The sequence below is a fragment of the Novosphingobium sp. B-7 genome (assembly GCF_000410615.1).
Taxonomy (GTDB): domain Bacteria; phylum Pseudomonadota; class Alphaproteobacteria; order Sphingomonadales; family Sphingomonadaceae; genus Novosphingobium; species Novosphingobium capsulatum.
The window spans coordinates 1-9,032 of sequence record NZ_APCQ01000125.1 but is presented as its reverse complement, the minus strand read 5'-3'; the positions used below and the strand labels follow the sequence as shown (position 1 = coordinate 9,032).

Here is a 9,032-nt window from a genome sequence, read left to right as displayed (position 1 = left end):
CGTGGGTGGCGCGGGCCAGGCGCGCGTTGCTGCGGGCGGCCATCCTGCCCGGCCAGGCACCCTGGCGCCCGACTGGCAGTCTCTGGCCGCCGGTTATCAGGTGCCGGCGTGGTTCAGGGAGGCGCGCTTTGGCATCTGGGCGCACTGGGGCCCGCAGTGCCAGCCCGAGCGTGGCGACTGGTATGGCCGCTCGATGTATATTCCCGGCACCCCGGCTTACCAGCATCAGGTTGCCACCTACGGCCATCCCACGGCGCACGGCTTCATCGACGTGATCGGCGATTGGCGCGGTGAGCATTGGGATCCCGATTTCCTGGTGCAACGCTACAAGGCGGCGGGTGCGCGCTATTTCATGGCGATGGCCTGCCACCATGACAACCTGGACCTGTTCACCAGCGATCATCATGGCTGGAACAGCACGCGCGTGGGGCCAAAGCGCGATCTGATCGCCGGCTGGGAAAAGGCGGCGCGCGGGGCGGGCCTCAAGTTCGGCGTGTCGAACCATGCCAGCCATGCCTGGCACTGGTGGCAGACCGCCTATGGCTATGATGCGCAAGGGCCCCATGCCGGGCAGCGCTATGACGCCTGGCACCTGCGCCGCGAGCACGGGCAGGGCACCTGGTGGCAGGGCCTCGATCCCCAGGCGCTCTACACCGGCCCGAACATGGCCCCGCCCGATGGCATCACCAGCGATGCCGCGATGGACAAGTGGCACCAGGCCAACGATGGGCAGTGGCTGGAAACCGTGCCGCCGCGCAACCCGGCCTTTGCCGCGCGCTGGCTGGCGCGGCAAAAGAACCTGGTGGAGCGCTACCGCCCCGACGTGGTCTATTTCGACGATTACGGCCTGCCGTTCGATCACTATGGCCTGGAAGCCGCCGCGCATTTCTACAACCAGGCCACTGCCTGGCACGGCAGCCCCGACGTGGTGCTGACGGCCAAGCGGCTGAGCGATTACCAGCAGCGCGCCGTGGTCGAAGACGTGGAGCGCGGCTTTGCCGCCGATATCCGCCCGCGCCCATGGCAGACCTGCACCTGCATCGGCGATTGGCATTACAACCGCGACCGGTTCGCGCAGAAATCCTATGTGCCGGCCCATCAGGTGATCCAGCGCCTGGTCGATGTGGTATCCAAGAACGGCAACCTGCTGCTGTCGATTCCGCTGCGCGGCGATGGCACCTATGATGCCGAAGAGAGCAAGATCCTGGACGGGATCACCGCCTGGATGGCGGTGCACGGCGATGCCATGATCCATGGCAGCCGCCCGTGGCGGCGCTATGGCGAAGGGCCAACCAAGCTGGACACCGGCATCATGGCAGAGGGCAAGTCTGGCCCATTCACCGCGCAGGATATCCGCTTTACCACCAAGCACGGCGCGCTGTTTGCCGCGATGCTGGAATGGCCCGATGCGCCGGTACGGATCGCGTCGCTGGGCCAGCAGGCGGGCCAAGTGGCCTCTGCGCGCCTGCTCGGCGGCGGGCCGGTGCCGTTCCGCCAGGATGCCGATGGCCTGGTCCTGACCCTGCCGCCGCGCCCGGAAGGCGGCATGGTGCCCGTGGTGCAGTTGGACGGGGCCGGCCTGATCTGACGCATCAACGTCTGTGGCCGGCCGCCTGCCTCAATGCTCGGCGCCGGCTGCGATCACGCCGGTGCCTTTCATCCGCGCATAGCGGACCTTGAGCACCTGGCCGATGCTGGTGAAGTTGAAGCCATAGTCGATCTGATCACCGTTCCACACCCGATCGAACACCCAGACCTGCCCGCCCTTGCCGTCCGGGGCGTAATGCCCTTCCTCGGCACGCAGCAGAGTGAGCGTTTCGCCGGGCGCGGGCGTGGCGAGATTGAGCGTGACCCGCGTGTCGAACCCAGTGATGAGGAATTCATCCGGGCCAAGCTGGGCAATGGCCGCGCCGCCGGTGGGATGCGGATTGCCGCGCGGCGGATCGAAGCCGAACGCATCCTGGCCAAAGCCCAGCGTCGCCTTGTAGCGGCCAATCAGCAGTTCGCGCTTGTGGCCCGCCGCCGGATCGGCCGGTTCGCTGGCCGCGTGCACCTGTCCTTGCGCCGCCGCCTTGGCCCAGACCGCCTGCATCGGGGCAAACAGGTGATAGATCCGGGCAAAGCCGTTGATCGTGTCGTCGATCCCCTTGGCGCCCAGCGGAAAGTTGTAATAGCCGGTCTGGTCCATCCCGAACGGGGAATAGCCGATCGTGCCCTTGCCCAGCGCGTCCCAGAAAAAGCGCGCATATTCCGCGTCGTTGCCGATTTCGGGGACCATCAACGGGTTGTCTGGCCGGCCATAGAGATCGAGATAGGCGTGCACCGCCTTTTCATCGCGGTTGTAGATATCGGGCGCCACCAGATCGAGCGCGGGCGCAGCCACCTTGTAGATATCGATCACGTGGTGCACCGGGCCGCCGCTGGAATAGGTCGTCGCGCTCTGTCGGCCAAATGCCGATGCGAGCGCGGCATTGGCATACATCGGCAGGTTCTTTTCCGCCTTGCCGGCCTTGGCCACGGTATTGAGATAGCTGGCGACATACCACGCCTGGAAATATTCGTCGGCGTCGCTGCCAAAGGCCTGGGCCCAGGTCTGCCCGGCCGGCTTGCCATAGTGTTTGAGCAGCGCCTGCGGCGCCGGGCCGGCAAACAGCTTTTGCGCCATCGGCGAAAAGTCGCGCACGTTGCCATAGCTGCCGACCTCGTTTTCCACCTGCATCATGATGACGGTGTTCTGCGGGTCGATCTGGGCGATGTGGTGCATCAGTGCGGCAAAGGCGCGGGTATCGGCCTTGAGCGTTTCGCTGCCCAGCGGGCTCATCGCATAGTGCACATCGCCCTTGGCCGTGAGCATATGGGGAAAGCGCTTGGGATCGAGCTTGACCCATTCCGGGGCATAGGCCGGCGCGGTGTTCTTCCACGTGGCAAACCACAGCAGGATCAGGCGCTTGTCATGCTTGCGCGCCTCCCCCACGACATGATCGACCCAGGAAAAGTCGAACTGCCCCTCGCGCGGCTCGATCTGCTCCCAGGCGACCGGGATTTCCAGTGTGTTGGCGCCCATGGCATCGATCGTGGGCCATACTTTCTTGAGCGGCTCGGGATAGTTGCTGGAATTGTTGGCTTGGGCGCCCAGCATCAGGAACGGCGCGCCATCGACCATCAGCATCGCGCCCTTCGCGGTGCGCTCTATGCGGGGAAGGGGGGCGGCGGTCGGCGAAGCAGCGCCTTGCGCCTGCGCCGCCATCGGCGCCATCAGGCTGGCCAGGGCCGCGATCAGGGTCTTGGCCGCGCGCCGGCGAGGCCGAATTTCCGTTTGGCTGTTGGGCACAACACCAAGCATCGTCTTCTCCCTGTTGGTAAGTTCGGCTCTGGCCCAGGGCGGACCGGCCGTGTTCTTTGCCGTGCCAATTCAAAACCACTTGACAGCGAGCCGCATTGCATGATGGTAGCGCTATCAGAATTTGTCAACGATTGCCCGAGGGTTGGGGAGAAGGAAATGGACGGGGTGTCATCCATCGCAGCGCTGCTGCCGGCAGACTGGGAATCCGGGCGATTCCTCGGGCGGGTGGAAACCGCGGCCGGGCCAAGCCCGATTCTGGTGGAGCAGGGCGTGGCCTATGACATGGCCGGCGTGGCGCCCACCGTTGCCCAGCTCGTCGACATGCTGCCGCTCGACGCCAGCGCCGGGGTCGCGCTCGGCCGGCTCGATTCGCTGGCGCTGCCGCTGCTCAGCCCGATCGACCTGCAGTGCGTGAAAGCCTGCGGGGTAACTTTCGCCACCTCCACCCTGGAACGCGTGATCGAGGAACGCGCGCGGGGCGATGCTGGCAAGGCGCAGGAAATCCGCGCCCGCATCGAAGACCGCGTTGGTGGCTCGATCCGCTCGGTCGTGCCCGGTTCGGCCGAGGCAGAGGCGCTCAAGGCGCTGCTGATCGAGGATGGCCTTTGGTCGCAATACCTGGAAGTGGCGATCGGGCCCTATGCCGAGGTGTTTACCAAGGCGCCGGTGCTGGCGACCGTTGGCCCGCTTGCCGAAATCGGCGTGCGCAGCGATTCGACCTGGAACAATCCCGAACCCGAAGTGGTCCTGCTGGTCAATGCTGCCGGCACGGTGGTGGGTGCCACGCTGGGCAACGACGTGAACCTGCGCGATATCGAAGGGCGCAGCGCGCTGTTGCTGGGCAAGGCCAAGGATAACAACGCCTCGTGCTCGCTCGGGCCGCTGGTCCGCCTGTTCGATGATGGCTTCACGCTCGACGATGTGCGCCAGGCCGAGGTGGACCTGCTGATCGAAGGCACCGATGGCTATCGCCTGGAAGGCCATTCCAGCATGAACCAGATCAGCCGCGATCCGCTCGACCTGGTGCGCCAGACCTTGAGCGAACATCACTATCCCGATGGTTTCTGCCTGTTCCTGGGCACGCTGTTTGCCCCGGTGCAGGATCGCGACGATCCCGGCCGCGGCTTTACCCACAAGGTGGGCGATGTGGTGACGATCGCCACCCCGCGCCTGGGCAAGCTGGTCAATACCGTGGTCACCTGTCCGCAGGCCGCGCCCTGGACCATGGGCATCACCGCGTTTTATGCCAACCTGGCGCAGCGCGGCCTGCTGGGGCGCGCGGCATGAGCGGCGCCAATGGCGCGCTCAACGGTGCATCCCACCGCGCGATCTATCCCAGCCTGGCCGGCAAGCGCGTATTCATCAGCGGTGGCAGCAGCGGCATCGGGGAAGGCCTGGTGGAAGCCTTCGTGGCCCAGGGCGCTCATGTCGCGTTCTGCGACATCGCCCAAGAGCAGGGCGAGGCCGTGGCGGCGCGGCTGGGCAACAGCGCCGCGCCCGCGCCGCTGTTCCTGCCCTGCGACTTGCGCGATGCCGATGCGATCGCCGCGATGATGGCGCAGGTAGAGGCGCAGTTGGGCGGGATCGACGTGGTGATCAACAACGCCGCCAACGATGATCGCCATGCCGTGGACGAGGTTTCGCCCGCCTATTGGGACGAGCGGATGGCGGTGAACCTCAAGCACCAGTTCTTCGTCACCCAGGCCGCCGTGCCGGCGATGAAGCGCGCCGGTGGCGGTGCCGTGATCAACCTCGGGTCGATCAGCTGGCACCTGGGCCTGCCCGATCTGGTGATCTACCAGACGGCGAAAGCCGCGATCGAGGGATTGACCCGTGGCCTGGCGCGCGAGCTGGGCCGCGACAACATCCGCGTGACCGCGATCATTCCCGGCAACGTCAAGACTCCGCGCCAGGAACAGTGGTACACGCCCGAGGGTGAGGCCGAGATCGTGGCTTCGCAATGCCTTGATGGGCGGCTGATGCCGGCCGATGTGGCCGCGCTGGCGCTGTTCCTCGCCTCTGACGATGCGCGCCTGATCACCGGGCACGAATACTGGGTCGACGCCGGATGGCGTTGAGCGCAGCGCACGTTCCGGCCCATGTCCCGGTCATCGCCGGGGCGACGCCGCAGGCGGTGTGGCCACTGGCGGCCACGCTGGGTGAAGGCCCGGTATGGGCCGCGCACGAAGGCGCGCTGTGGTTCGTCGATATCAAGGCGCCGGCGATCCATCGCATTGTCCCGGCAAGCGGTGAAACCGCCACGTGGCCGGCGCCCGCGCAAGTGGGCTGGGTGTTGCCCTGCGCCGATGGCACGCTGCTGGCCGGCTTGCAAACCGGCGTGCACCGCTTCGATCCGGCAAGCGGCATTTTTACCCTGCTCTGCGCGCCCGAGGCGCATCTGCCGGGCAACCGCCTCAACGATGCCACGGTCGCGGCCGATGGCGCGGTTTGGCTGGGCTCGATGGACGATGCCGAAACCGACGAAAGCGGGCGGATCTATCGCCTCGATCAAGATGGCTGCATTGATAGCGGGCTGCCGCCGGTTTCGATCACCAATGGGCCCGCCTTCTCGCCCGATGGGCACACGCTCTACCACCACGATACGCTGGGCCGGCGCATCTGGGCGAGCATGGTGCACGACGGGCGTGTGACCGGCACCCGCCTGTTTGCGCAAATCGAGGACGGCGCCGGCTATCCGGATGGACCGGTGGTGGACGCGCAAGGCTGCCTGTGGGTTGGCCTCTTCGCCGGTTGGGCCGTGCGCCGCTACGACCCGGCGGGAAAATTGATCGGCGTCGTGCCATTTCCCGTGGCCAACGTGACCAAGGTTGCGTTCGGTGGTCCGGATTTGCGCACCGCCTATGCCACCACGGCAACCAAGGGCCTGAGCACGGCAGAGCGCGCGGCCCAGCCATTGGCGGGTGCGCTCTTCGCCTTCGATCCCGGGGTGGCCGGCTTACCGGCCCATCTCGCGCGGGTATAAAAAGACATATGGGAGAGGACAGGATGAACGATTTGGCACCAAGCGCGGTCAACATGCGCCTGATCGGCGCCATCGTGGCGGTGGCCACGATCGGCGGCTTCATGTTCGGCTATGATTCCGGGGTGATCAACGGCACGCAAAAGGGCCTTGAGGCTGCGTTCGAACTGGGCAAGGTGGGCATCGGTGTCAATGTCGGCGCCATTCTCGTCGGCTCTTCGATCGGCGCATTCGGGGCCGGGCGCCTGGCCGACCAGATCGGCCGGCGCGGGGTGATGAAGCTGGCGGCGGTGCTGTTTCTGGCCAGCGCGATCCTCGCTGGCGCTGCCGGCTCTTCGCTCATCTTCATCGTCGCACGGGTGATCGGCGGGCTGGGCGTGGGCGCGGCCAGCGTGATTTCGCCAGTCTATATTTCAGAAGTGGTGCCGGCCAACGTGCGCGGGCGCCTGTCGAGCGTGCAGCAGGTGATGATCATCACCGGGCTGACCGGCGCCTTTATCGTCAACTATATCCTGGCGCATGTTGCGGGAGAATCCACGGCAATCCTGTGGGCCGGGCAGCCGGCGTGGCGCTGGATGTTCTGGCTGCAGGCGCTGCCGGCGGCGATCTATTTCCTCGCGCTCATGGGCATTCCGGAAAGCCCGCGCTATCTCGTGGCCAAGGGCGATGACGCTGGCGCGCATGCCGTGCTCGCCCGCCTGCTCGGTGCCGCCAGTGCCACCCGCACCGTTGCCGAAATCCGCCAGAGCCTGGCAGCAGACCACCACCGTCCCAAGCTTTCCGACCTGATCGACCGCGCCACCGGGCGCATCCGTCCGATCGTGTGGACGGGGATCGGCCTCGCCGTGTTCCAGCAACTGGTCGGCATCAACGTGGTGTTCTATTATGGCGCCACGCTGTGGCAGGCCGTGGGCTTTTCCGAAAGCTATGCGCTGCAAACCAACATCATTTCGGGCGTGGTGTCCATCGCGGGCTGCCTCGCCACGCTGCTGCTGGTCGATCGCATCGGGCGCAAGCCGCTGCTGCTCACCGGCTCGGCCGGCATGGCGGTGACGCTGGGGATCGTTGCCTGGGCGTTTTCGACGGCGGTGCATGGCGCCGGTGGCGCGGTGTCGCTGCCGGGCAACAATGGCGTGATCGCACTGCTGGCCGCCAATGCCTATGTCGTGTTCTTCAACATGAGCTGGGGCCCGATCATGTGGGTCATGCTCGGTGAAATGTTCCCCAACCAGATCCGCGGTTCGGGCCTGGCCGTCTCGGGCTTTGCCCAGTGGATCGCCAATGCGGCGATTTCGGTCAGCTTCCCCGCGCTGGTCGTCTCGCCGGGCCTGGCGGTCACCTATTCGTTCTATGCGGCGGCGGCGGCCGTGTCGTTCTTCTTCGTGCGCGCCATGGTCAACGAAACCAAGGGCGTGACGCTCGAACAGATGCAGGGCTGATTGCCGCGTACCGGGCCTGTTTCCGCCATGTGGAGCAGGCCCGGTCAGCGCTTGGGGCTGGTTTCCGGCAGACCGATCGCGCCGCGCAGGCCGGGAATCCACTGCCCCTTGTGGGAATCGAAGAACGGAAATGTGTTGGTATAGGCCCAGACGCAGATCGGCACGCACAACGGGCGGAACGTTTTGAAAACGCTGCGGTAATAGGCGATGCGCTGGTCTGTGGGAATGGATTCGAACGCACCGGTTTCGCCCATCAGCGGGATCTTGCCGGTGCGCGCGACATAGGCCTTGATCCGCTGCACATCCACGGGCAGCCGCGCCAGATCGGCCGGCGTGCCATACGTCCGGCCCAGCGGCGGGGAGGGCGACACCCAGGTGGCGCCCTGGTGGGTGAAGGCAAAGGGTTCGTAATAGTGGAACGTGGGCCAGACCTGCGGATCATCGGGCAGGTTCAGCGTGGCGAGCGAGGTGATATTGCTCCATTTCTCGCCGCCGATGATCACCGGGCGATTGGGATTGTGGCGGCGAATGGCCGCCAGCGCCGGCGCAAACGTGGTGACAAGATTGGCATTGTCTAGCGCGTCCTTAGGTTCGTTCTCGATCTCGAACCACAGCGTCTGGCGCGGGCGGCTGGCATAGTGATCGGCGATCTGCTTCCAGACGGCAGTAAACCACGGTTGGGCGCCAACCGGATCGGTGTTGATCGCCTCGAAATTGTGGCTGTTGAGAATGACTTTGAGCCCGGCATGCAGGGCGCCATCCACCACCTGGTCCACCCGGGCGAACCACGCCGGATCAATCGTATAGGGCGGCGTTGCCAGGCTGTGGCTCGACCAGTTGACCGGCAGGCGCACCGTATCAAACCCGGCTGCCTTGATCCGCGCGAAATCGGCCGGGCCGAGGCGATTGTGCTGAATTTCCCCGCCATGGGCCATGTCCAGGTGGTTGCCCAGGTTGATGCAGGTGGCCATCGGCAAGCTGGCCGGCTTGCGCGCCATGGCGGTGTGCGGCGCAAGCGCGGCACCGGCGAGCAGCAGCGTGGCGAGAGCCTGGCGCATCGGCGCAGGAAAGCGAGGCATTGCAGGCATGGTCATTCGCCTCCATCATCGCCGGACAGCGGCCACGTGGCCGGTCGGCGGGTGTGCAATGCCAGCTATGGCGTGCCAAGTCTGTGACGGCAAAGGATTATGTGGCAAAGTCAGGCCAGTGCCACATGACATAGCCTGTGCCGCCAGCTCCATAATAAAGGTTATGTTAATAGCGATACCGC

General features: G+C 65.8%; 7 protein-coding genes. 5 read left to right on the top strand and 2 right to left on the bottom strand.

Annotated features, from left to right (window positions below):
- The first annotated feature begins 1 nt into the window (after position 1).
- Positions 2-1,588: an alpha-L-fucosidase gene (locus H926_RS25030; protein ID WP_022674701.1), complete on the top strand. Its 1,587-nt coding sequence runs from the start codon at positions 2-4 to the stop codon at positions 1,586-1,588.
- 30 nt (positions 1,589-1,618) lie between these two features.
- Here H926_RS25030 and H926_RS25025 read toward each other — a convergent pair whose 3' ends face one another.
- Positions 1,619-3,343: a DUF5597 domain-containing protein gene (locus tag H926_RS25025; RefSeq protein ID WP_022674700.1), complete on the bottom strand. Its 1,725-nt coding sequence runs from the start codon at positions 3,341-3,343 to the stop codon at positions 1,619-1,621.
- A gap of 156 nt (positions 3,344-3,499) precedes the next feature.
- On the opposite strand from H926_RS25025, the gene H926_RS0101335 reads away from it, so the two are divergent.
- Genes H926_RS0101335 through H926_RS0101320 form a run of 4 tightly spaced genes read left to right on the top strand, consistent with a single transcriptional unit; the run spans position 3,500 to position 7,762 of the window.
- Entirely contained in the window at positions 3,500-4,630 is a 1,131-nt protein-coding gene (locus tag H926_RS0101335; RefSeq protein WP_022674699.1) for a fumarylacetoacetate hydrolase family protein, read from the top strand.
- Complete coding sequence (locus H926_RS0101330) at positions 4,627-5,421, top strand: SDR family NAD(P)-dependent oxidoreductase (protein ID WP_022674698.1); 795 nt, start codon at positions 4,627-4,629, stop codon at positions 5,419-5,421. The genes H926_RS0101335 and H926_RS0101330 overlap by 4 nt, the downstream gene beginning before the upstream one ends.
- Complete coding sequence (locus tag H926_RS0101325) at positions 5,412-6,326, top strand: SMP-30/gluconolactonase/LRE family protein (protein ID WP_022674697.1); 915 nt, start codon at positions 5,412-5,414, stop codon at positions 6,324-6,326. The genes H926_RS0101330 and H926_RS0101325 overlap by 10 nt, the downstream gene beginning before the upstream one ends.
- A 23-nt stretch (positions 6,327-6,349) precedes the next feature.
- A complete protein-coding gene (locus H926_RS0101320) occupies positions 6,350-7,762 on the top strand; it encodes a sugar porter family MFS transporter (protein ID WP_022674696.1) in 1,413 nt (470 codons plus the stop codon).
- Positions 7,763-7,806: 44 nt separating this feature from the next.
- Here H926_RS0101320 and H926_RS25020 read toward each other — a convergent pair whose 3' ends face one another.
- On the bottom strand, positions 7,807-8,850 hold the full coding sequence (locus H926_RS25020; protein ID WP_237740955.1) for a glycoside hydrolase family 5 protein: 1,044 nt from the start codon (positions 8,848-8,850) through the stop codon (positions 7,807-7,809).
- Between the last annotated feature and the right edge of the window lie 182 nt (positions 8,851-9,032).

Bases quoted from the DNA above. Each gene is read 5' to 3' on its own strand.
- H926_RS0101320 (WP_022674696.1), top strand. From the start codon at position 6,350: ATGAACGATTTGGCACCAAGCGCGGTCAACATGCGCCTGATCGGCGCC.
- H926_RS0101325 (WP_022674697.1), top strand. From the start codon at position 5,412: ATGGCGTTGAGCGCAGCGCACGTTCCGGCCCATGTCCCGGTCATCGCC.
- H926_RS25025 (WP_022674700.1), bottom strand. From the start codon at position 3,343: ATGCTTGGTGTTGTGCCCAACAGCCAAACGGAAATTCGGCCTCGCCGG.
- H926_RS0101335 (WP_022674699.1), top strand. From the start codon at position 3,500: ATGGACGGGGTGTCATCCATCGCAGCGCTGCTGCCGGCAGACTGGGAA.
- H926_RS0101330 (WP_022674698.1), top strand. From the start codon at position 4,627: ATGAGCGGCGCCAATGGCGCGCTCAACGGTGCATCCCACCGCGCGATC.
- H926_RS25020 (WP_237740955.1), bottom strand. From the start codon at position 8,850: ATGCCTGCAATGCCTCGCTTTCCTGCGCCGATGCGCCAGGCTCTCGCC.